We start from the raw sequence: 20,853 nt of genomic DNA on the forward strand, positions 1-20,853 counted from the left end.
CGATGTATTTTGAATCTTTGAGTGATTTTTTTGCGATGGGCGGCTACGCCGGCTATGTCTGGAGCGCATTTGGTATTACATTTGGCGCGTTGTTGATTTTACTATGGGTAAGCGTAAGCCGTGGGCGCCGCTTACTCAATGAAGTTCAAGCTAAGGTTGATAGGCAAGCGCGTATTGATGCTGCAAAAAAATTGGAGAATACGTTATGAACCCAAGACGTAAAAAGAGACTCGGTATTGTTCTGGCGATCTTTATTGGTATCAGTGCCACGATTGGTTTAATGCTTTATGCGCTTAATCAAAATATGGACTTATTTTACACGCCAACCGAACTGGTCAACGGTAAACCTGATGGGACAAAGCCTGAAGTCGGTCAACGACTACGTATTGGCGGCATGGTTACGGTAGGTTCCGTTAAACGTGATTCTGAATCACTGCGTGTTTCATTCGAACTACGTGATGTAGGGCCAACAGTCACTATCGTCTATGACGGCATTCTTCCTGATCTGTTCCGTGAGGGCCAGGGGATCGTCGCTCAGGGCGTTTTAAAAGATGCGACAACGGTTGAAGCATTTGAAGTGCTTGCTAAACACGATGAAGAGTATATGCCTTCAGAAATTGCAGAAGCGATGAAAAAAACGCATGAGCCACTTCAGTACTCAGACACACAGATACAAGGAAGCGACCAATGATTGTGGAAATCGGTCATTTTGCGATGATCATCTCTTTGGCTCTGGCCGTGCTACTCAGCATTTTGCCATTAGTCGGAGCATCGCAAAATAACACACTACTAATGAATAGCGCCAGGCCTCTATCGTGGGGGATGTTCCTTCTGCTTGCGCTGTCATTTATGGTGCTACTGTGGGCGTTTTACACCAATGACTTCACCGTCAATTATGTCGCGAGTAACTCTAATAGTCAGTTGCCTTGGTACTACCGTTTAACGGCCGTTTGGGGGGCACACGAAGGGTCGCTACTGCTTTGGGTGCTGATACAAGCAGGTTGGACGGTCGCGGTTGCGTCGTTTAGCCGTGGCATGCCGCAAGAATCGGTTGCGCGTGTGCTTGCTGTGATGGGCATGATCAACGTCGGTTTCTTGTTATTTATTATTCTTACATCGAACCCATTTTTGCGTACGCTGCCCTTTTTTCCAGTAGACGGTCAAGATTTGAATCCACTATTACAAGACCCAGGTTTGATTATTCATCCGCCAATGTTGTACATGGGTTATGTCGGATTCTCGGTGGCGTTCTCGTTTGCAATCGCGTCACTGATGACGGGAAGACTCGACACGGCTTGGGCGCGCTGGTCTCGTCCATGGACAACCGCCGCGTGGCTATTCCTGACACTCGGCATCGCGTTGGGGTCTTGGTGGGCTTACTATGAGCTTGGCTGGGGCGGTTGGTGGTTCTGGGATCCAGTTGAAAATGCATCATTTATGCCATGGTTGGCTGGTACCGCATTAATGCACTCACTGGCCGTAACAGAGAAACGCGGCACGTTCAAAGCGTGGACGGTATTACTGGCGATTTCGGCCTTTTCATTGAGCTTGTTAGGTACCTTCTTAGTGCGCTCAGGCATTTTGGTTTCGGTGCATGCGTTCGCATCTGATCCTGCACGCGGTATGTTTATCCTTGGTTTCCTAGTGTTTGTTATTGGTGGCTCGCTGCTATTGTTCGCGGTTAAAGGGGCGGCAGTGCGTGTGCGCGGTAACTTCGAGCTTGTTTCGCGTGAAAATGTGTTGTTGGCCAATAACGTATTATTAATTGCTGCGTTGGTGGTGGTTCTGGTTGGTACATTATTACCACTGGTTCATAAACAGCTTGGTTTAGGCTCGGTATCAATTGGTGCCCCTTTCTTTGACATGCTATTTGCTTGGTTGATGATCCCGTTTGCTTTCTTGCTTGGTATCGGTCCATTGATTCGTTGGAAACGCGATCAGCTTTCCAGTTTAATCAAACCAATGGCTGTGTCAGGGGTTGTTTCGCTCGTTTTTGCGGCGGTATTTGTTCACCTGTTCTCAGACTACTTCCAATTTATGGCGTACCTAGGTTGGGTGATGGCGCTGTGGATTTTGACTATGCACGGTTTTGAACTGCATCAACGAGCCACTCACCGACACAATTTCATTGAAGGGGTGAAAAAGCTTCAACGCAGTCACTGGGCAATGATGTTAGGCCATGTTGGTCTTGCGGTGAGTGTGATTGGTATTGCGATGGTGCAAAATTACAGCATTGAGCGTGATGTACGTTTGGCGCCTGGTGAGACGTTTGAAATTCAAGGCTATGACTTTTTCTTCTCAGGGGTTCGTGATAAAGATGGTCCGAACTATGACGGCTATATTGCTGACTTTGAAGTCACGTTAGACGGCCGTTACGTCAACACTTTACATGCAGAAAAGCGTTTCTACACCACAGCGCGTTCAATGATGACCGAAGCGGCGATAGATAGAGGCGTGACTCGCGATCTTTACATCGCGATGGGTGAGCGCCTTGATGATAATAAATCGTGGGCCGTGCGTATCTATTACAAACCGTTTGTCCGTTGGATCTGGGCTGGTGCCTTACTGATGTCGTTGGGCGGCGCTCTAGCTATTAGTGATAAACGTTATCGTTTTAGAAAGAAGACTCAGTTGGAGGAGGCATAATGAATAAGAAACTTTTGTTTATTCCTCTGGTGATGTTTTTCGGTTTAGTGGCGGTATTTGCCACTCAACTTATCAAAAACCAACATGGTGATGACCCAACTAAATTAGAATCGGTTCTGGTAGGGAAAAAAGTGCCAGATTTCCGACTCGAAGATTTAGCCGAACCCGGTAAGCTTTACGATCAGGCTATTTTTAAGGGCGAACCTTTGCTGCTTAACGTGTGGGCGACTTGGTGCCCAACTTGTTATGCTGAGCACCAATACTTAAATGAATTGGCTCAACAAGGGGTCAAAATCATCGGCATGAACTATAAAGACGATCGCGAAAAAGCGGTTGGCTGGTTAAACGACTTAGGTAATCCCTATTTAATTAGCTTGTTTGATGGCAACGGCATGCTTGGTCTTGATTTGGGCGTGTATGGTGCGCCTGAAACTTTCTTGATCGATGCTAATGGCGTTATTCGTTATCGTCATGTTGGCGACGTCAACCCAAATAATTGGGGCGCAAAGCTTAAGCCAATGTATGAGGCCTTACTCGTGGAGGCGAACCAATGAGAAAGTGGTTACTTACACTCGCGGCAAGCTTGATGTTGGTGTTATCTGCTCATGCGGCGATTGAAGTGTATGAGTTTGATAGCTTAGAGCAAGAGCAGCAGTTCAAAGAACTCGGCAGTACCCTGCGTTGTCCAAAATGTCAAAACAACACCATTGCTGATTCTAACGCAGAACTGGCGGTTGATTTACGTCATAAAGTATATCAAATGACCAAAGAGGGTCAGTCAAAGCAAGACATCATTGACTACATGATCGCTCGCTATGGTAACTTCGTGACTTATAACCCGCCATTCACTATTGCAACGTCAATTTTATGGTTGGGGCCAGGTGCCGTTGTTCTGTTTGGTTTTGGCTTTATTGTTATTCGTAGCCGTAAGGCGCGTGTGCAGTCAAGTAAAAGTCAACAGCAATGGGATGAAGAAAAAGAAGCGCGACTCAAAGCGCTACTTGATGAAAAGAATGATGGAGATAAGCAGTAATGGCACTATTTTGGATCGCTTCAATCATTCTTGTCGCAATCAGTGTGGTGGTGATTGCACTGCCGTTTATCAAGCAGAAGTCGAACAACGACGCGCAGCTTCGAGATGAATTGAATAAAGCATTGTATAAAGATCGTCTCGAAGAGCTCGCAGAAGAAAGTAACGAAGGCTTAGTGGGAAATCAGCAAGAACTTATTGATGATTTGAAGCAATCGTTGCTTGATGACATCCCGGGCGATACGTCGAGCGAAGTAGAAAACAACACCTCATCTTGGTCGATTATTGTTCCCTCTGCGCTATTAGTGGTTGGTCTGTCTTATGGCCTATACTTTAAATTTGGCGCGTCTGATGAAGTGGTGCAGTGGCAACAAGTAAACGCCAACTTACCTGCGTTGTCGAAGAAACTAATGTCGCCACAAGGTACTGCACTTAGCGATGATGAAATGCAAGATCTGACGCTTGCGCTTCGTACTCGCTTGCATTATCAACCGGACGATTCCACGGGTTGGTTGTTGCTTGGTCGTATTGCTTTAGCTAACCGCGATGTTGATACGGCAATTGGCGCGATGAAAAAGGCCTATAATATTGAAGCAGACGATACCGATGTGATGTTGGGTTACGCGCAAGCTTTGATGTTATCACAAGACGACGTTGACCAAGACAAAGCTCGCAGCCTACTAGGTAAGCTTGTTCAACAAGATTATGTCGACTTGAGAGTGTTCTCTTTGTTAGCCTTTGATGCTTATGAACGCAAAGATTACTCTGCCGCCGTGCGCTATTGGAGCATTATGCAGCAGATGATTGGTGCCCAAGACAGCCGATACGAGATGCTTTCCCGCAGTATAGAAAATGCGCAAAAGCAAATGGGTCAGCAAATTGGAGAAGGTAAATCTGTTTCGGTGACGATTTCTCTGGGCGATCAAGTCCCTGTCGACAGCAATGCAGCACTGATTGTCTCTATTCACTCAGCTGATGGTTCACCTATGCCTGTTGCTGCTGCGCGATACCCTGTTGGCACATTCCCACGTACCGTTGTGCTCGATGATGGCAGTAGTATGCTAGCAGATCGTAAGCTATCATCACTTGATTCACTATTGGTTCGTGTCCGTATAGATAGTGATGGTAACGTTGCAACCAAACAAGGGGACTGGTTTGGTGAGAGCGAAGCCGTTAGAATGGGCGAACCCGTTGACGTGGTGATTGATAACCAGTATTGATAACTACTGGTTATAGAATGACGAAGGCTGGTGGAAACATCGGCCTTTTTTAATGGATATTATAATAATGAAAAGTATGAAACTGCAGCGCTGGATATTACTGTGCTCAATGTTAGTGGTGGCTGGGTGTGCAACGACACCTACCGAGCAAGAAGGGTTTAATGAACCGCAGGTATATGACCCTATCGAAAGCTTTAATCGTTCGATGTGGACACTCAACTACGATTATCTTGACCCATATTTTGTTCGGCCCGTCTCTCTGGCGTACGTTAATTATATACCCGTCCCCATCCGTACTGGGATCAGTAACTTTTTTGGCAATTTAGATGAGCCTGCTAGCATAGTAAACAATCTACTGATGGGTAATGGTGAAAAGGCGCTAGACCATTTCAATCGTTTTTGGCTTAACACCACTCTTGGCTTAGGTGGTTTAATTGATATCGCCTCTGAGGCTGGCATCACTGATCATAATGAAAAAGCATTCAGCGATGCAATAGGGCACTATGGTGTTGGAAATGGTCCGTATGTGATGGTGCCTGGTTATGGCCCGTGGACAGTACGCGAAACGGCAGACTTAGTAGACAGTGCTTATGTGCCATTATCGCTACTGAACTTTTGGGCAAGCTTGAGCAAGTGGGCATTCGAAGGTATGGAGACTCGCGCCGCTATTGCTAATCAAGAGTCGATGTTAGAAAACTCACCAGATCCATATCTCTTAACACGCGATATCTATATTCAGCACAAAGACTTTAAAGCAGAAATTCAAACAGACAATTACGATGCCGAACAAGAAGCGTATTTAGATGAGTATTTAGATGATTTCTAAATTGGAATCGCTTGTTTAGCCACGAATAAAATAAAGGCTTGGTCTCCACCAAGCCTTTATCATTTAACCAATCGTTGTTAGAAAGTGTAGTTGGCTTGGACACCGATAAGCCAAACGTTACCTGTTACTTCACCTTCGAAGCTACCACCAGCAAGGTTTGCTGCAACGTCAGTTTCATGCATACGTGCATCTTTAGCAAAGATATAGGTGAAACCAGCGTCTAAGCTAAGTTGCTCTGACCATTGGTAACCAGCACCTAGACTCAGCCATAGACGGTCAGTCTCAGGGATGGTTGCTGTGCGGTTTTCTTCGCTCACTGCTGATTCATCGTACGCAATTCCAGTGCGTAGAGTTAGCTTAGAGTCCATTTGGTAAGTAGCACCAACAGCGTAACGGAAGTTGTCATCCCAGTTTTCGTGTTTAATCGTGTTGGATGCTTCACCAGGAAAATCTGCAACAAGCTTTTCAAAGCTGCTCCAATCAGTCCAGTTGATGCTAGTGTGAATAGCTAAAGCGTCGTTAACTTGGTGGAAGGCTGCGAATTCAGCTGTAGCAGGAAGAACAAGGCTCATTGAACCCGCTTTATGAGCTTTAGGATTCGCTGGATTGAAGCCATAGCCGTTTGCATAACCTTCTAACGTTAGGTCTACTTCAGATTTGTATATGAAACCAATTCTATTTGATTCGTTTAGCTGCCAAGCGACACCCGCTTGCCACGCCCATGCAGAATCTTCCCCTTCCATATACTTCAGAGGAGTACCTGCTGGAAGTCCTGCGCTTTGTGGTGACGCAATAGCACCGAAACTGCCGTCTGCCTCTATGTAGCGCAAGCCTGCACCAATACTCAGAGTATCAGTTAACTGATATGCTGCATTTAGGTTTGCTTCAACAGAGTAAACACTTGCTTCATTGCCGTGGTTAGCGCCTGCAAAGTTGTTACCGAGATTAGTTTCCATACCATAGTTGGTACCCAGAGCGAAACCTAGGGCAAACTTATCATTGTACTTATGCGATACATAGAAATTAGGAATAACGGCATCATGAGCAAAGTCGCTAGAATTCGCAGCAATTTTATTACCGGAATAAGTACTAGTTCCATTTACATCGACATTCGGATTGACATAAATACCACCCACTGAAATCTGAGTACCTTCCAAATACGTCAACATCGCTGGGTTGCGCCACTGTGCACTGGCATTATCAGCCATGGCTGCTTCGCCTGCGTATGCGCGGCCAAGGCCGGTTGCTGAATATTCTGCCAGTTGGAAGCCAGCGGCATTAACAGATGCTGACGTAGTGATTAAACCGCAAGCCACTGCGATAGAGAGAAGTGTTTTATTGCTTTTCATTATAATGTTCGCTGAATTGATTTTATATCGGTCGAGCGATCATAGGCTTAGAGTTATTACTTTAAAAATAAAAAACACGATATCGCCTGTATTTGAAATTATATATAGAAAATAACTTGTTTATTGGTTTAATAAACTGGATGTTAAAGAAGTGTGTGTTTTTTTGAGCGTACACTTGTGCGGTATATAAACCGTTGCGAGTACAGTTGTAAGCTCGAATAGAGTGATGGCTTTGTTAAATGTGTTGGTAAGGCAGAGATTTAGAAAGCAAAAAGGTCAGCAGAGGCTGACCTTTTAATCGTTAGTTTGTTCGCTAAGCTTAGAACTTGTGCGTATATTGAGCGCCGAATAGGATAGCCGTCGCTTGTGTCTTAGCTTCTAATGATACACCACTCAAATCATCATTGACCTTCTTTTCTTTGCTAGTCAGATAAGTAAAGCCTAGATCAATCGATTGGTCGTTATTTAGGTGGTAAGTCGCACCTGCAGAGAACCATTGACGGTCCGAGTCAGGAACGGATACTGAGGTTAAATTATCTTGTACACCTTGGTCAAACATGTAGCCAACACGTGCTTCCCAGTTCTGATCGATGTAGTAGGTACCACCGATTGAATAGTGGTATGTATCTTTCCATTTGTACTCTTTAACCTGCGTGCCACTTGTAGAACCTAGCTCTTCAAAGTCACTCCAGCTAATGTATTGGATACTGTAGTGAACGGCAAACTTAGTATCTTCGATACGATGGTAACCTGAAAACTCGGCTCTTGATGGTAGGGCAATTTTTACTTTACCAATATCTTCTAGTGCTCTTGTCGACGAATTGTACTTCTTAGCTGTACCGCTTGCTTTAATCTCTGGGCTGTAGTGATAGCTTAACCCGAAACGGTTGTTTTCGTTGAGTTCGAACACGGTACCTAGGTTAAAGCCGAAACCAAATCCGTCAGCGTCAATGTCGAGCAGCTCTTGCTCTGGTGCAGGGGAACCTTGGAAGTTAGTTTTACGCTTCAGTTCACCCTGACCATAAATGACGTCAAGTCCACCACCAAAGCTCCATTGCTCGTTTAGGCGATAAGAAGCCGCAAGTAGAAGATTCATGGTGCTCAGGTTAGTCGTACCACCGAAAGCGTCAGCGCCAGGTATTGCTGTTGGACCAGGCAAGATTGCACCTGTACCTTGTCCCCAGGCTCCATCAAATTCGTTAGTAGTAGCGTAGTTTGAGTAAACTCCTAAACCAACAGCAAACTTTTCATTAACTGGGTGAAGGACATACAGGTTAGGCACGAAAGAGGTAGCGTCATTCTGGGTATTTTCGACATCGGTTTTAGTTCCGCCAGCAAGTACTGGTCGAACGTGCGTGACATCTTTAACGTCAACATCTGAGTCGATAATGTTGAAACCTAGTGACATTTCTGTTCGGTCAAATAGCGACATCGCTGCAGCATTACGTGACATTACTGATGCGTTATCCGCGATAACCGCATCACCAGCAAAAGCTCGGCCAAGGCCAGTGGCTGACTGAGAGTTAAGTTGGAAGCCGGCAGCGAGAGCGTGCTGCGAAGCGAGAGTAGCGGATGTAATGGTTACTGCTAAAAGTGTTTTTTTAAACAGACGCGTCTTGTTCATTTTTGCTTTTTCCTTCTTCTTTCGCCTCTGATGGGCGATATTATTTGAGCAAAAGCTCAGTGGTGGCTGATACTAGACCCAAGTATAGAATATAGAAATCCGACCATTGCCAACTTGGAGGGTAAAATTATGGAAATGATGGCTATCTGGCAGGAAAGTGTTGCAAAAATGGCCTTTTTAGAGTGTTGACTCTAATTTTATGCTAAAAAAATGGCTTGGACAGAGTTTCCAAGCCATGACCTTGATCACAAAATGTTACGCATTTGTTAATTTGAGGCTTTGATGATCGTTGATAGGTTTTGAGCGATGATAGCGACATTTTCGCCCTCTTCACCGACCAAGATCAGACTGTTGTTGCCCATCGGTTCCACCACCCCTGACATTCCCTGCTCATTAAAGTCGACCGTTTTATCTGTTGCGATACCAGTGAGAAACAAGGTGACTTTGCCTTTTTCACCTTGAAATACCATATGTAAGGCGTTCGATTGGCCAAAGCCACAATGGTTCAAGTAATAAACGTGATAAGGGAAATTTTCTGCAAGCTGATGCTTGAACGGAACCATCTTGGCGTTTATCTGCGCAGAGGGCACTTGTTCATCGAGTTTATCGACAAAAGGCTGCTCATCGACCACATGTTTAATCGCAGTGTTGACCAAGCTGGCTTGTGCGGGGGCGATAACGACATTGCTCCAGTTGAGTTGACCAACGAATAAGCCTGCGACAAAAGCAACCGATGCTGCCATCGCCATCGCTTTGCGCGCAAAATTTGCTCTTACCACCTTATCATCGTCTTTTATTGACGAGGTTTGATTAAACAAAATTCGATCAGCTAAACCGTCAGGAACATCGACCGTCATCGCTTTGGCAATTTTTTTGTCGAGTTCGCAAATTTCGTCTGCAAACTGACTGTTTTTGTCGTTGGCTTTAATGGCCGCGGTGATGTGTTGGTCGCGACATTTTGGATCGGACATAATGCGTCGACGGAATTCTAACTCATCCATTTTGCTGCCCTCTCTGTTGGCTATCTGTATCTAACATCTCTTTGAGTTGATTCCTGGCTCTGAATAAGCGAGTCATCACCGTATTTTTATTGAGATCCAAGATCGCGCCGATCTCTTCACCACTAAAGCCGCCGACCACTTGAAGAAACAGCGGTTCGCGATACTCTTGTTCTAACTTCATGATCTGGGCTTGAATCCATTCGGTTTGATGATGTGGGTCGTCGGAGACCTTGGCATCATTGCCGTGATCGTCAATATCGACCAAATCGAACTGTTTACGTTCAAAGCGTCTCGCATTCTCGCGACGCAAAATGGTAATTAGCCAAGATTTGGCGGCCTTTTCATCTTGCAAACTATCGAGAGATTTCCATGCTCTAAGGCAGGTCTCTTGCACCAGATCTTCAGCAACGCTTTGGTCTTTACATAGCCAGTAAGCGTAGCGAAACAAGTCTCTGTGATAGGCTCTTACAAGCGCTTCGTATTTTCTTTGTCTGTCCATATCCGAGTTGACCGGGTCGGGGGACTTTTTCTTTCCAAAAAAATTTATAATAGACACTTGGTTTCCCCTCATGGATCCGTCACTTCTATTGATCATGGATCCGTCACTTCTATTGATTGAATATTTTAGTTACCATTTACAGTGCGCCCTAGTAGGATGCGGATCACCTAAGTTTGACTGCGCTCAATGACATTCGCTTCAAGCTTTCAGTGCTTGAAAAAAGCGCCGCACAATTTAATCATCAGTCGCAACGCATAAATCCACTTAAAATTGATCTACTTCAAAATCTAACAAACTCTAACGGTTATAGTAACACCTGTCATCTAGTCAGTGTTTTCACTGGCGAGTTGAGCAAGATGACACTTCCTTTTGAAGGCTGACTTTACTTTCTCCTAATCAGGAAACTGATTATTTCAATTGGCGTTAGTTAATTGCTTTATATATTCCGACCACACAGTTTTGTGTGGTTTTTTTTTGCCCCTCTATTAGTAAGTAGTAAGCTAGTCAGTACCCACCGAAAACTAGTAAGCATCCACTGAAAAATTCGACGCTTTTATTGTTATTTTCCTTCTCGATAAGTCGCGAGGGGAGTGAAAGCAATGGTAATCTGCCATAAGTCACGTTTATTTAAACGAGCGTTTGATTGAATTAACATTCTCGTTACAATGGCGTGGTCAGACCTCTAAATATTAAGGAGCAACAATGGGCAAGCAGGAAGTGAAAACTCGCTCAGGAGAACGCATCGCGATTGTCGCTGGTTTGCGTACACCGTTTGCGCGTCAAAGTACAGAATTCAGCCAAGTGCCAGCCGTGGACCTTGGCAAAATGGTGGTGAGTGACATGCTTGCTCGCACAGACATTGACCCGAAATTGATCGAGCAAGTGGTGTTTGGTCAGGTGGTACAAATGCCAGAAGCGCCAAACATTGCACGAGAAATTGTTTTAGGTACCGGTATGCACATTCACACCGATGCGTACAGTGTCACTCGTGCTTGTGCGACCAGTTTTCAATCTGCGGTCAATGTTGCTGAAAGCATTATGTCGGGCACCATCGATATCGGAATCGCTGGCGGTGCCGACTCTTCTTCTGTGTTACCGATTGGGGTGACGAAAAAGCTTGCTGCAAACCTTTTGGCGCTCAGTAAGACCAAAACTATCGGCCAAAAACTCAGTATTTTAAAAACACTGTCATTAAAAGACTTAATGCCGGTTCCACCCGCTGTTGCTGAGTATTCAACTGGTTTATCAATGGGGCAAACCGCCGAGCAAATGGCGAAGTCCCATGGCATTACTCGCCAAGCCCAAGATGAGTTGGCCCACCGCTCTCACACCTTAGCGGCCCAAGCGTGGAGTCAAGGTAAGATCGAAGGGGAGGTGATGACCGCTTTCCCTGAACCTTATAAAAAGTGGATTGCGAAAGACAATAACGTACGTGAAGATTCCACCATTGAGGGTTACGCCAAGTTGCGTCCAGCGTTTGATCGCCAATACGGTAGTGTCACCGCGGCCAACAGTACGCCACTGACTGATGGTGCTGCCGCGATCATGTTAATGCGTGAAGGTAAGGCAAAAGAGCTTGGTCTTGAAATTATGGGCTATATCCGCTCATACGCTTTTTCGGCGATCGGCGTTGAAAGCGATATGTTGATGGGGCCTTCTTATGCAACTCCAATGGCACTTGATAGAGCAGGCATTACCCTGTCTGATCTGACGCTTATTGACATGCATGAGGCGTTTGCGGCGCAGGCTCTGTCGAATGTAAAAATGTTTGCTAGCGATAAGTTTGCTCAAGAAAAACTGGGTCGTTCGAAAGCAATTGGTGAAATCGACATGGATAAATTTAACGTGCTAGGGGGGTCGATTGCTTATGGTCACCCATTTGCAGCCACTGGCGCACGTATGATCACCCAGACCTTAAGAGAGCTTAAGCGCAGAGGCGGCGGTTTGGGATTAAATACCGCATGTGCAGCAGGTGGTCTAGGTGCAGCAATGGTATTGGAGGTTGAGTAATGAGCGAGCAAACAGCATTTAAATTATCGATTGATGAACAACAGATTGCATGGCTGTCTATTGATGTGCCTGGCGAGAAAATGAACACTTTGCAAGCGGCATTTGCCGATGAAATGGAAGCTATTTTTGCTCAGTTAGCAGAGCAAAAATCTGCGCTTAAAGGGTTGATCGTTCATTCGTTAAAGCCTGACAACTTTATTGCTGGTGCAGATGTTCGCATGCTTGATGCGTGTACCAGTGCCAAAGAAGCGCAAGCATTGGCAGAAAAAGGCCAGCAAATGTTCCAGAAGCTGGCAGACTTGCCTTACCCGGTGGTTGCAGCGATTCATGGACCGTGTTTAGGCGGCGGCTTAGAGTTGGCGTTAGCCTGTGATTTCCGAGTATGTACCGACTCCGACAACACGCGCCTTGGTCTGCCAGAAGTTCAGCTTGGTTTGCTGCCAGGCTCGGGTGGGACTCAGCGTTTACCTCGCCTGATTGGTTTATTGCCATCGCTAGATATGATTCTGACCGGTAAACAATTGCGCGCGAAGAAAGCCAAAAAGTTGGGCGTAGCGGATGCCGTTGTTCCTCAGACTGTGCTACTTGATGTTGCGAAAAGCTTTGTCGAGAAAAATGCACGTAAGAACAAAGCCAAGCCTAAGGCCTCAACTAAAGAGAAGTTGATGGCTAATACTGGGCTCGGACGCAAAGTAATTTTTGAGCAAGCGGCGAAGAAAACGCGACAAAAAACGCGAGGTAATTACCCAGCAGCAGACGCGATTTTAGATGTGATTCGTTTTGGTCTTGAAAAAGGGTTCGAGAAAGGTCTGCAGAAAGAAGCAGAGCGTTTCGGTGAGCTAGTGATGACGCCAGAATCAAAAGCGCTGCGATCCATTTTCTTTGCGACGACTGAAATGAAGAAAGACAACGGCAGTGATGCTGAGCCAAGAACCATTGCGCGTGCGGCCGTACTCGGTGGTGGTTTAATGGGGGCAGGGATAAGCCATGTCAGCGTAGCCAAAGCCAAAGTACCGGTACGCATTAAAGATGTGTCCAATGATGGTGTTTTAAACGCGCTCAAGTACAACTTCAAGTTGTTTGAGAAACAAAGAAAACGCCGCATTATCTCAAAAGTGCAGTTGCAAAATAAAATGATGCAATTATCGGGAGGGACTGATTTTACGACGTTTAATCATACCGATATGGTGATTGAAGCGGTATTTGAAGATTTGGCGCTTAAACAGCAGATGGTGGCCGATGTTGAGCAAAATGCCAAGCCAACGACCATTTTTGCGACGAATACGTCGTCACTGCCAATTCATCAGATTGCTGAGCAAGCACAGCGTCCTGAAAATGTGGTCGGTTTACACTACTTCAGCCCAGTAGAAAAGATGCCATTGGTCGAAGTCATTCCTCATCAAGGCACCTCTGATGAAACCATTTCAACCGTGGTTGAGTTTGCGCGTAAGCAAGGCAAAACGCCGATTGTGGTCAAAGATTGTGCAGGTTTTTATGTTAACCGCATTCTGGCGCCTTACATGAATGAAGCCGCTCAAGTGTTGATGACTGGTGAGCCCATTGAGCAACTCGATACTGCGCTGCTCAACTTCGGTTTCCCTGTTGGACCGATAACGCTACTCGACGAAGTGGGTGTTGATATTGGTGCTAAAATTATGCCTATCTTGGTGGCGGAGCTTGGTGAACGATTCCAAGGGCCAGATGTTTTCGACAAGCTGCTTAATGATGGTCGTAAAGGACGTAAGAGCGGCAAAGGCTTTTATAGCTATAAAGGCAAGAAGAAAGAGGTCGATAAGTCGATTTACAAACTGCTAGGCTTGCAGCCTGAGTCAAAGATGGCAGAGAAAGAGATCGCTATGCGCTGCGTATTACCAATGCTCAATGAAGCGGTTCGTTGTCTTGATGAAGGAATTATCCGTAGTCCACGTGATGGCGACATCGGTGCTATATTCGGTATTGGTTTTCCGCCGTTCTTAGGTGGTCCGTTCCGGTATATGGATCAGATAGGCATCAAGAAACTTGTTGAAATCATGAACGAGCATGCACAGAAGTACGGTGATCGTTTTGCCCCTTGTGATGGCTTGTTAACTCGAGCTGGGGTTGATGCACGCTTTTATTCATAATCACAATTAAAGACAAAGGCGAGCCAATCGGTTCGCCTTTTTTGTTGATGAGAGTTATTATCAAGAAGAAATAACAACAATACGTTCAAAAGGATACCAAATGGATGCTCTCGATCTCTTGCTCAACCGTCGCTCAATTGCAAAATTGTCTGAGCCAGCGCCAGAAGGTAAAGCACTAGAAAACATTATTCGCGCCGGTTTACGCGCTCCTGATCATGCCGGACTCACACCATGGCGCTTTTCAATTGCACAGGGTGAAGGGCTGAATAAGCTATCGAAAATTCTCGTGACTGCTGCAGAGTCTGAAAGCAGTGATGTGAACCTGATAGAAAAGGTCAAAAATGCCCCATTTCGCGCACCAATGGTGATCACCGTGATTGCCAAGGTGACTGAACATGACAAAGTGCCAGTGTTTGAGCAACATTTATCGGCGGGTTGCGCTGTTCAAGCGATGCAAATGGCCGCAGTTGCTCAAGGTTTTCAGGCGTTTTGGCGTTCAGGAAAGTGGATGTTCCACCCAAAAGTGCATCAAGCGTTTAACCTACAGGGTGAAGACCAAATCGTTGGCTTTTTGTATTTGGGGACGCCGGGGTGTACTCCAATGAAAGTACCTGAAAGGGATTTAAGCCGATTTGTTGAATACCTATAACGACAAAAGAGAGCTTGGCGAACAGCCAAGCTCTCTTTTTTAGTGAAGGTTGTAAGCGATAACAAAGTCGATAAAAAGACGGACCTTCTCTGGAAGGTGATCTTTGTGATTGTAGAGCATATAGATATCTCGAGGATTGGCGATCCAATCTTCAAGTACTTGGATTAGGCTACCATCGTCGATGTACTCTTTTATCATCACATTTGGCATCAAAGTAATACCTAAGCCGTCAGAACAAGCGCTTCTTACCACATTGAGTGTATTGGATTGAAAGCGTGCTTTGTCGTTATTAATGACGGTTTCACCACTATTATTCGACAATTGCCATTTAAGCAGTGGTGCGCCTTTGAGTAATGAATGCTGGTGTAGCTCTTCGGCGTGTCTTGGCGCCGGTTTATTTTTCAAATAATCTGGGCTTGCGACCAGAATGTCTACCACCGAGCTAATTTTACGCGCAATTAAACTTGAGTCACGTTGTGGCCCAACTCGGAAAATGACATCCCATTCGGTAGGGTCGAGTTGATCGGCGTGATTGCTGGTGGTCAGCTCGATGTTAATATCGGGATATTGGCACATGAAGGCGTTAAACATCGGCATCATCATGCGTTTGGTTAAGTTCGATGGCGAGTTAATGCGAATTTTGCCCGCCGCACCACGACATTCGTCGGTAATCTCTTCTGCGGCAGAGGTCAGGCGGTCGAGTAGAGGAGAACACTCGCTATAAAAACGTTCGCCAGCTTCTGTTAAAGACAGTTTACGCGCATGACGATTGAGCAGTCGTAGATTGAGCGACTCCTCCAAAGCTTGAATACGTCGCGTGATAGTAGCGACAGGAATCATAGTTTTACGGGAAGTTGCGGTATAACTCCCATTTTCTACTACCAATCTAAATAGGTTGAGATCATCTAATTTCATTGCGTTCGACACACACTTTTATCAATTTGATTAATTTATATCTATATCAAATGCCAAAGCTTGAGTCACATCAACAACTTTGGCGAAATTTGATATTCCATACATATAGTATGTAACCTGGAACAAAAGTGGAAGATTTGTATAAATTAGCTTTCGGGGCTACTTTTAAAGAGCGATTTAACTACAAATAACAATAATAATATAAGCAGTCGTTCTTTTTAGGTGTGAGGCGAAGATGTATGCATAAAACAATTGACGTTGCGACTAACACGACGACACTCGCTAATGCGGGCCCCAAAATGATTATGTTGGTAGATGACGACCCGATTTTTCGTCGTATAACGTCGGGTTTTCTATTAGAACAAGGCTATCAAGTCGTTGAAGCTTACGATGGACTGGATGGCTTACAGAAATTAAGGTCCAATGAACCCGATCTGGTTTTGTGCGATCTTTCGATGCCCATTCTTGATGGTATTGAGTTCGTCGAAGAAGTCAGCTTAGAATACCCCTCGCTACCACTGATTGTTGTGTCAGCAACGGATGAAATAGCCGATGTGGCCAAAGCACTCCGATATGGTATCAAAGACTTTCTCGCTAAGCCCATTAGCAATCATCAACATTTGGCTTGTGCCATAGAGAGCACGTTAGATGACGCTGATAATCACCTCAGTGACCAGCGGGATTTTTCCAGCCAATGGTTTCGTATCGATAGTGGTGATGTGCCAGAAGAGCAAGAGTTGCATTGGCACTTAGAGTACTTAGATGATAATCCAAGCGCCGCAACAGACTTATTGCATGCGCTATTGCCTGATAAAGATACTACTCAAGGAGATTGGAAGTGCAGCTATCGTTTGTTGCAATCAACGGACGTCTTGCCCTTGGTTTTTGACTACGCTTGGTTGATAAACGGGCAGTTTATCTTTTATCTGGTCGACTCTGCGAGCGAAGAAAAGCACGGCGCGGCAACCACCTTGTTGATCAGAGCGTTATTTCATGACTATTTGCGTAACCTCAGGTCTTTTAATGCCGATTTGAAAGATCTTGCCACTCTACTTGAAAGAGGCATCAAGTGCTCTGATTGTAGTACCCCAGTGAAAGCCCTTTTTGGTGTCGCAGACTTATCTGAAGGGACGTTAGAACTGCTGCCTGCTGGCCTTGATGCGCAATGGGCCAATGGTTACTTTTCTCAGCATATCCCTGCAGGAGTGTTTCTTGGTGACAACTGCATGAAAAACTTTATCACTACAGACTTGCCCATTCACTCGGCTTGTCAATTGACGCTGAGTTGTCTTGGTTCGAGCAGTTTTTGCCTCGATATCCGACGTGCAGCAAACGCCTAAACGCATTTCTAATATGAGCACTTCAATAACCCTATAATCACTCGGTGTTTGTCACCGAGCGATTAAGGTATAGTCGCGACAAACAAAAAAAGCCCAACCTATTAACACCTGATTAATCAATTGGGCACATGTTTCGTCACCTTTATATTAGAGAAGCAAGCTCATGGCAGACAAAGACTTTAAAGAACCTTATAATATTTTTTACTTTCTTGGATTTATCGCGGTATTACTGATCCCGACGCTTCCAGCGACGCTGACTTGGATCCGCGTATTGAATGGATATTCAGGTTCCTAATACTCATACGATAGGAGTATGTCATCATCATTCGTAGAATTGCTCTGAGTTTTGTTGGCATGCTCAGCCTAGTGTTAGGAATCATTGGCATTTTCCTTCCTCTCTTACCAACCACCCCCTTTATCTTATTAGCCAGTGCATGCTTTATGCGCAGCAGCCCTGCTTTTCACCGTTGGCTTCATCAACACAATACCTTCGGGCCTATCATCACTCATTGGCATCAACATCGCGCCATATCACGCAAAGTAAAAGCACGCGGTGCGGTATGTATGGTGTTAAGTTTTTCATTTTCGATTTGGATTGTTCCCCATTTCTGGCTAAAGATTGGTCTAGTGGTCATGCTTGTGGTCCTGCTTAGTTGGTTTATTCGTTTGCCTGTGATTGAGCACCTTGCCGATAGCGAAGAAAATCACTAAGATTGCTGAGAAGTGTGCCTGCTTTTATAGTGGGCGTTTGTTTTTTTAGGCACAATAAACCTTGGTCGCTGTTTCTGGTGAAACCCTAGGTTAGGTTGTGCTGAGAACTGTGCTAACGCTTCCAGTCATTTGTTGACCAAATCGATGGATAAATTAGCCAATCTAAGTAAAGAGTTATGACAACTGAAACTATTGCGCAAATCAAATCTAGCATCCAAAGCATTGCCGATTACCCAAAACCAGGCATTCTGTTTCGTGATGTGACTAGCTTGATGGAAGATGCCCAGGCTTATCAGGCCACCATTCAACTTCTTGTAGACCGTTATAAAGAGATGGGGTTTACTAAAATTGTTGGTACCGAAGCGCGTGGTTTTCTTTTTGGTGCCCCACTTGCGCTAGAGCTCGGTGTTGGTTTTGTCCCAGTACGTAAACCAGGCAAACTGCCACGTAAAACCATCGCTCAATCTTACGAGTTAGAGTACGGTACAGATACTCTAGAAATTCACGTCGATGCAATCCGTGAAGGCGACAAAGTGTTGGTTGTTGATGATTTACTAGCGACAGGCGGCACGATTGAAGCCACGACTAAGCTAATTCGACAACTCGGTGGTGTGGTGGAACACGCTGCATTTGTGATTAACCTTCCTGAAATTGGTGGTGATAAACGTCTTGAAGGTCTTGGCCTCAACGTTTATAGCATCTGTGAATTTGAAGGTCACTAATCGATCGGCTAGGCTATTTATGGGTACAGTTTCATGAGTTATCTTGCTTTAGCACGAAAGTGGCGACCGACTAAATTTGATCAAGTTGTCGGTCAAGCCCACGTTTTAACCGCATTAGAAAATGCATTGGCTCAAAATCGTCTTCATCATGCTTATTTGTTTAGTGGTACGCGTGGTGTGGGTAAAACGACCATTGGTCGATTATTTGCGAAAGGGCTAAATTGTGAAACGGGGATTACTGCTACCCCTTGTGGTGTTTGTGATACTTGCCAGGAAATCGATCAAGGTCGCTTTGTTGATCTGCTAGAGATAGATGCAGCATCGCGTACCAAAGTTGAAGATACTCGTGAATTACTCGACAACGTGCAGTACAAACCAGCGCGTGGCCGATTCAAGGTTTACCTGATCGATGAAGTGCACATGCTCTCGCGTCACAGTTTTAATGCACTGTTGAAAACGCTTGAAGAGCCACCGGAGTATGTGAAGTTTCTTCTTGCGACGACGGATCCGCAAAAGTTACCAATGACGATTTTGTCTCGTTGTTTGCAGTTTCATCTTAAACCGATCAGTGTTGATACGATTCATGAACAGCTTAAGCAAACGTTACAAAAAGAGCAGGTCGAAGCAGAGACGCGCGCCCTTGGTATGATTGCCCATGCCGCTGATGGCAGTATGCGTGACGCATTAAGTTTGACTGATCAAGCGATTGCATTGGGTAACGGGAAGGTGATGACTGACAGTGTTACCCATATGTTGGGAACACTCGATACCGATCAAGCAATACATTTACTCGAAGCGATCAGTTCAAAGCAACCCCAAGTTGCTATGGATTGTCTCTCTTCATTGGCACAAAATGGGGTTGAGTGGGATGGTTTACTCCAACAGTTAGCGACTCAACTGCATCGTCTTGCTATGTACCACGCATTGCCTGCCACGCTTGATATGACTCAGCCAGATGCCGAAAAAATTGAATTACTTAGTCGAGCATTAACGCCACAAGATGTTCAGCTCTATTACCAAATCGTATTGAAAGGACGTCAAGATTTACCTTTGGCGCCTTCTGAACGTATTGGTTTAGAGATGGTTATTTTGCGCATGATGGCGTTTAGACCCGTTCAGCCGCAAGCGGCGATGATTTCCACTCAGGCAGCCCCCGCGATATCTGCGCCAAGTGCGCCTGTAGCGTCAGCACCGCAGGCTCAAACGGTTGCCCGAGTTGACACGCCTCCAGCGCCTCAGCCTGTGCCACTTGCTAACAATGACCAAGCTCCACCTGTTCCGGACTATATGTCTGGGCCACCTCAATATGATGATCCTGATTACGCGATGCCTGCGACTAATGAGTCACAGCCACCCAATCAGATGGCGCCTCAAGCTCCACCATCAGTACAACCTGAGGAGCCGCGTTCTTCATCGCCAATAAGTGGCCTGCGACACCAATTACGTTCTCAACGTAAAGGGTTGACCCCAGGACAGAGTAATTCGCCAAAAAAGGCTAATACGGCATCTGCAAAAAAAACAGAGTCTGTTCTTGAGCGCGTTGCGAAAAAGCACGCCGGAGCAGGGCAGGTGTCGTCATCGTCTTTCACCCAATCTGCTCAAGCCTCTGAGTCTGCTAAGGATGAACCTTATCAGTGGAAGCCGACACTGCCTGTAAAACAAAAGCCAGTGTCACAGCTGACGCCAACGCGACTAAAAAAAGCATTGGAACATGAAAAGACCCCTGAGATGGCACAGAAGTTGGTCGATGAGAGCTTAGCCCTAGATGAGTGGGCTAAATTGATCAGCCAACTTAATACGGCGAAACTCACCGAGCAACTTGCGCTGAACTCTAGCTATCAAAAAAACGGTGCATCGATTGCGCTGACATTGAGATCGTCTCAAGCACACTTAGATACCGATAAGGCGCAAAGTGAGCTTGTTGAAGAACTTAATCGTGTGCTGGGTGAAGAGTGTCACTTGAGTGTTGAAGTGGGAGAGAGCGGCGAAACCCCGCTGGAATTACGAGACAGACTTTATCAAGGTCGACTTCAACAGGCATTTAACAGTTTGGATAACGATCAAAATGTACAGTTTATCGAGCGACGCTTTAGTGCTCAACTCGACAAAGACAGCGTACGACCGATTTAATTTACTGGGGTTGAACTTACATGATTCGGCCCCATCTAATAACAAAACAAGCTAAATA

The 20,853-nt window shown here is 45.5% G+C and carries 19 protein-coding genes; 14 read left to right on the top strand and 5 right to left on the bottom strand.

Annotated elements, in window-relative coordinates; translation table 11 throughout:
- Positions 1-2 precede the first annotated feature (2 nt).
- The 7 genes from ccmD to CDZ87_RS08330 all read left to right on the top strand — a co-directional run bounded on the left by ccmD (position 3) and on the right by CDZ87_RS08330 (position 5,722).
- The gene (ccmD, locus tag CDZ87_RS08300) at positions 3-209 is read left to right on the top strand and encodes a heme exporter protein CcmD (protein ID WP_100753124.1); all 207 of its coding nucleotides are present in this window, start codon (positions 3-5) and stop codon (positions 207-209) included.
- On the top strand, positions 206-691 hold the full coding sequence (gene ccmE / locus CDZ87_RS08305; RefSeq protein ID WP_100753125.1) for a cytochrome c maturation protein CcmE: 486 nt from the start codon (positions 206-208) through the stop codon (positions 689-691). Before ccmD ends, ccmE begins: the two co-directional genes overlap by 4 nt.
- Positions 688-2,646 (top strand): heme lyase CcmF/NrfE family subunit, encoded by a 1,959-nt coding sequence (locus tag CDZ87_RS08310; protein ID WP_100753126.1) that lies wholly within the window; start codon positions 688-690, stop codon positions 2,644-2,646. Before ccmE ends, CDZ87_RS08310 begins: the two co-directional genes overlap by 4 nt.
- Positions 2,646-3,200, top strand: coding sequence for a DsbE family thiol:disulfide interchange protein (locus CDZ87_RS08315; protein ID WP_100753127.1), 555 nt, complete (start codon positions 2,646-2,648; stop codon positions 3,198-3,200). The genes CDZ87_RS08310 and CDZ87_RS08315 overlap by 1 nt, the downstream gene beginning before the upstream one ends.
- Positions 3,197-3,679, top strand: a complete 483-nt coding sequence (locus tag CDZ87_RS08320) for a cytochrome c-type biogenesis protein (protein ID WP_100753128.1) — start codon at positions 3,197-3,199, stop codon at positions 3,677-3,679. Before CDZ87_RS08315 ends, CDZ87_RS08320 begins: the two co-directional genes overlap by 4 nt.
- Positions 3,679-4,896: a c-type cytochrome biogenesis protein CcmI gene (gene ccmI, locus CDZ87_RS08325; protein ID WP_100753129.1), complete on the top strand. Its 1,218-nt coding sequence runs from the start codon at positions 3,679-3,681 to the stop codon at positions 4,894-4,896. The genes CDZ87_RS08320 and ccmI overlap by 1 nt, the downstream gene beginning before the upstream one ends.
- A gap of 67 nt (positions 4,897-4,963) precedes the next feature.
- Positions 4,964-5,722: an MlaA family lipoprotein gene (locus CDZ87_RS08330; RefSeq protein WP_100753130.1), complete on the top strand. Its 759-nt coding sequence runs from the start codon at positions 4,964-4,966 to the stop codon at positions 5,720-5,722.
- A gap of 77 nt (positions 5,723-5,799) precedes the next feature.
- Here CDZ87_RS08330 and CDZ87_RS08335 read toward each other — a convergent pair whose 3' ends face one another.
- From CDZ87_RS08335 to CDZ87_RS08350, 4 genes are all read right to left on the bottom strand, one after another.
- Positions 5,800-7,071, bottom strand: a complete 1,272-nt coding sequence (locus CDZ87_RS08335; RefSeq protein WP_100753131.1) for an outer membrane protein transport protein — start codon at positions 7,069-7,071, stop codon at positions 5,800-5,802.
- Positions 7,072-7,390: 319 nt separating this feature from the next.
- Entirely contained in the window at positions 7,391-8,695 is a 1,305-nt protein-coding gene (locus CDZ87_RS08340; protein WP_100753132.1) for an outer membrane protein transport protein, read from the bottom strand.
- 266 nt (positions 8,696-8,961) lie between these two features.
- Positions 8,962-9,696, bottom strand: a complete 735-nt coding sequence (locus tag CDZ87_RS08345; RefSeq protein WP_100753133.1) for a DUF3379 domain-containing protein — start codon at positions 9,694-9,696, stop codon at positions 8,962-8,964.
- Positions 9,689-10,267 (bottom strand): sigma-70 family RNA polymerase sigma factor, encoded by a 579-nt coding sequence (locus tag CDZ87_RS08350; protein WP_100753205.1) that lies wholly within the window; start codon positions 10,265-10,267, stop codon positions 9,689-9,691. Before CDZ87_RS08350 ends, CDZ87_RS08345 begins: the two co-directional genes overlap by 8 nt.
- A 630-nt stretch (positions 10,268-10,897) precedes the next feature.
- On the opposite strand from CDZ87_RS08350, the gene fadI reads away from it, so the two are divergent.
- The 3 genes from fadI (at position 10,898) to CDZ87_RS08370 (ending at position 14,977) form a co-directional block, all read left to right on the top strand.
- Positions 10,898-12,205: an acetyl-CoA C-acyltransferase FadI gene (gene fadI, locus CDZ87_RS08360; RefSeq protein WP_038176994.1), complete on the top strand. Its 1,308-nt coding sequence runs from the start codon at positions 10,898-10,900 to the stop codon at positions 12,203-12,205.
- Positions 12,205-14,328 carry a fatty acid oxidation complex subunit alpha FadJ gene (fadJ, locus tag CDZ87_RS08365; protein WP_100753135.1) on the top strand — a complete coding sequence of 708 codons (2,124 nt, stop codon included), beginning with the start codon at positions 12,205-12,207 and terminating at the stop codon, positions 14,326-14,328. The genes fadI and fadJ overlap by 1 nt, the downstream gene beginning before the upstream one ends.
- Before the next feature lie 100 nt (positions 14,329-14,428).
- On the top strand, positions 14,429-14,977 hold the full coding sequence (locus CDZ87_RS08370) for an NAD(P)H nitroreductase (RefSeq protein WP_100753136.1): 549 nt from the start codon (positions 14,429-14,431) through the stop codon (positions 14,975-14,977).
- A 39-nt stretch (positions 14,978-15,016) separates the two neighbouring features.
- Here the strand turns inward: CDZ87_RS08370 and CDZ87_RS08375 are convergent, their stop codons facing one another.
- Complete coding sequence (locus CDZ87_RS08375) at positions 15,017-15,892, bottom strand: LysR family transcriptional regulator (RefSeq protein ID WP_100753137.1); 876 nt, start codon at positions 15,890-15,892, stop codon at positions 15,017-15,019.
- 239 nt (positions 15,893-16,131) lie between these two features.
- Between CDZ87_RS08375 and CDZ87_RS08380 the strand changes: the two genes are divergently transcribed.
- From CDZ87_RS08380 to dnaX, 4 genes are all read left to right on the top strand, one after another.
- A complete protein-coding gene (locus tag CDZ87_RS08380) occupies positions 16,132-17,232 on the top strand; it encodes a response regulator (protein WP_100753138.1) in 1,101 nt (366 codons plus the stop codon).
- A gap of 318 nt (positions 17,233-17,550) precedes the next feature.
- Positions 17,551-17,943, top strand: a complete 393-nt coding sequence (locus CDZ87_RS08390; RefSeq protein WP_281251962.1) for a YbaN family protein — start codon at positions 17,551-17,553, stop codon at positions 17,941-17,943.
- Positions 17,944-18,119: 176 nt separating this feature from the next.
- Complete coding sequence (gene apt, locus CDZ87_RS08395) at positions 18,120-18,665, top strand: adenine phosphoribosyltransferase (RefSeq protein ID WP_038176983.1); 546 nt, start codon at positions 18,120-18,122, stop codon at positions 18,663-18,665.
- A 33-nt stretch (positions 18,666-18,698) separates the two neighbouring features.
- Positions 18,699-20,795: a DNA polymerase III subunit gamma/tau gene (gene dnaX, locus CDZ87_RS08400; RefSeq protein ID WP_100753141.1), complete on the top strand. Its 2,097-nt coding sequence runs from the start codon at positions 18,699-18,701 to the stop codon at positions 20,793-20,795.
- Positions 20,796-20,853 lie beyond the last annotated feature (58 nt).

Source organism: Vibrio salilacus (assembly GCF_002811245.1).
GTDB classification, from domain to species: domain Bacteria; phylum Pseudomonadota; class Gammaproteobacteria; order Enterobacterales; family Vibrionaceae; genus Vibrio; species Vibrio salilacus.

Excerpts from the sequence above, each read along its gene's own strand:
- ccmD (WP_100753124.1), top strand. The coding sequence starts at position 3 with ATGTATTTTGAATCTTTGAGTGATTTTTTTGCGATGGGCGGCTACGCC.
- ccmE (WP_100753125.1), top strand. The coding sequence starts at position 206 with ATGAACCCAAGACGTAAAAAGAGACTCGGTATTGTTCTGGCGATCTTT.
- CDZ87_RS08310 (WP_100753126.1), top strand. The coding sequence starts at position 688 with ATGATTGTGGAAATCGGTCATTTTGCGATGATCATCTCTTTGGCTCTG.
- CDZ87_RS08315 (WP_100753127.1), top strand. The coding sequence starts at position 2,646 with ATGAATAAGAAACTTTTGTTTATTCCTCTGGTGATGTTTTTCGGTTTA.
- CDZ87_RS08320 (WP_100753128.1), top strand. The coding sequence starts at position 3,197 with ATGAGAAAGTGGTTACTTACACTCGCGGCAAGCTTGATGTTGGTGTTA.
- ccmI (WP_100753129.1), top strand. The coding sequence starts at position 3,679 with ATGGCACTATTTTGGATCGCTTCAATCATTCTTGTCGCAATCAGTGTG.
- CDZ87_RS08330 (WP_100753130.1), top strand. The coding sequence starts at position 4,964 with ATGAAAAGTATGAAACTGCAGCGCTGGATATTACTGTGCTCAATGTTA.
- CDZ87_RS08335 (WP_100753131.1), bottom strand. The coding sequence starts at position 7,071 with ATGAAAAGCAATAAAACACTTCTCTCTATCGCAGTGGCTTGCGGTTTA.
- CDZ87_RS08340 (WP_100753132.1), bottom strand. The coding sequence starts at position 8,695 with ATGAACAAGACGCGTCTGTTTAAAAAAACACTTTTAGCAGTAACCATT.
- CDZ87_RS08345 (WP_100753133.1), bottom strand. The coding sequence starts at position 9,696 with ATGGATGAGTTAGAATTCCGTCGACGCATTATGTCCGATCCAAAATGT.
- CDZ87_RS08350 (WP_100753205.1), bottom strand. The coding sequence starts at position 10,267 with ATGAGGGGAAACCAAGTGTCTATTATAAATTTTTTTGGAAAGAAAAAG.
- fadI (WP_038176994.1), top strand. The coding sequence starts at position 10,898 with ATGGGCAAGCAGGAAGTGAAAACTCGCTCAGGAGAACGCATCGCGATT.
- fadJ (WP_100753135.1), top strand. The coding sequence starts at position 12,205 with ATGAGCGAGCAAACAGCATTTAAATTATCGATTGATGAACAACAGATT.
- CDZ87_RS08370 (WP_100753136.1), top strand. The coding sequence starts at position 14,429 with ATGGATGCTCTCGATCTCTTGCTCAACCGTCGCTCAATTGCAAAATTG.
- CDZ87_RS08375 (WP_100753137.1), bottom strand. The coding sequence starts at position 15,892 with ATGAAATTAGATGATCTCAACCTATTTAGATTGGTAGTAGAAAATGGG.
- CDZ87_RS08380 (WP_100753138.1), top strand. The coding sequence starts at position 16,132 with ATGCATAAAACAATTGACGTTGCGACTAACACGACGACACTCGCTAAT.
- apt (WP_038176983.1), top strand. The coding sequence starts at position 18,120 with ATGACAACTGAAACTATTGCGCAAATCAAATCTAGCATCCAAAGCATT.
- dnaX (WP_100753141.1), top strand. The coding sequence starts at position 18,699 with ATGAGTTATCTTGCTTTAGCACGAAAGTGGCGACCGACTAAATTTGAT.